This is a genomic window from uncultured Campylobacter sp., from assembly GCF_938045535.1.
Lineage (GTDB): Bacteria > Campylobacterota > Campylobacteria > Campylobacterales > Campylobacteraceae > Campylobacter_B.
Window position 1 is genome coordinate 1 of the sequence record NZ_CALIMQ010000026.1, and the last position, 1,355, is coordinate 1,355.

Annotated in this window: 2 protein-coding genes; both read left to right on the forward strand. The window is 48.9% G+C overall.

The window, feature by feature from the left end:
• Positions 1-724: SH3 domain-containing protein (locus Q0095_RS01120; RefSeq protein WP_297880578.1), on the forward strand; the 724-nt coding region annotated here is incomplete at its 5' end.
• Positions 705-1,355, forward strand: a 651-nt coding sequence (locus tag Q0095_RS01125) for a lysophospholipid acyltransferase family protein (protein ID WP_297880580.1), incomplete at its 3' end; no start/stop codon positions are given. The genes Q0095_RS01120 and Q0095_RS01125, both read left to right, overlap by 20 nt.

The window sequence follows — 1,355 nt, forward strand, 5'->3', positions numbered from 1 at the left end:
AAGCTCTATCAAGCCTGATAATCCGGAATTTATGAAGCTTGATACGAAGCCTAATTTTTCGCATATCGTAGCCGACGAGCTGAAACTTAAAAACTACAAAACTACCAAATTTGACGACGCATCGAATTTACTCACGCTCGATCTTGGTATCCGAAACGGCGCAATCGGCGCTTTTAGCATCGATAATCCAGCCATTATCAAGCAGGGTGTGGACTCCGTACGCGGCACGTACACAAGTCAGAGCGGATATTATTTCGCCGTCGTGGATAAAAATATCACAAATTTAGACTTCAGCTATTTTAATCTTAATACTAAAAAATTTGAAAATTTCGGACTTGAGCTTAATCCGCGCGCCGAGGATCTTAGCACGCAGATCGGTCTAAATCCGAAAGAGAGCAAGTTCGAAGCCTACAAGCAGATCGCGATCTACACGCTAGCTGCCGTGCTTTTGGTGATGTTTCTGCTTAGCAAAAATATCACGCCGCTTATCTTTGCGGTGCTGATTTTGGCGGTAAATTTCTACGCGCAAAGGCCTTACGGCACGGGCAGTATCGCGCAAAATTCCCCGGTTAGAATTTTGCCTATGCAAAGCTCCACCGTGTTTTACGTGACTAAAAATCCCGAAAAGGTCGAAATTTTGGGTACGAATAAGGATTTTTACAAAATTATGCTGGGCGGCAATAAGATCGGCTGGGTAAAAAAGGATGAGCTTGTCAAGGATTAGAGCGCTATTTTACGCGATTTGGTTTATTTTAACCGTCGTTTGGGTCGTGATCGCTATGGCGGTGAAAAACTCCTCTCATCGCCGCTTCCGCCGCATTTGGGGGCGCTTTCAGCGCTACGGCATTGGGTACGATATCCAGATCATAGGCACTCCCGATCCGCGCGCGCAGCTAGTAATCGCCAACCACCAAAGCATAATGGATATCGTCGTGCTCGAAGAAACTCATCCCGGCGATATCTGCTGGATCGCTAAAAAGGAGATCGCAGACATCCCTATCATCGGTAAAATCATCACTCTTCCGAAGATGATCCAGGTCGATCGCTCAAATCCGCGCGATCTGGTGCGGATCGTGCACGAAGTGCAGCAGCGCGTGAGCGAAGGGCGCGTCATCACGATGTTTCCCGAGGGCACCAGACATCGCGGCACGCAGCTTTTGCAATTCCAAAGCGGCGCCAAAGCGATCGTTAGCAAGCTCGGTCTGCGCGTCCAGCCAGTGGTGCTCATCGGCACGCAGCACATCGCAAACTCTCACGATTTCACCGTCCACAGCGGACACGTCAAAATCATCTACCTAGACCTGCTCGACACGAGCGATAAAGATTGGCTACAGCACGCCAGAGAGACGATGCAA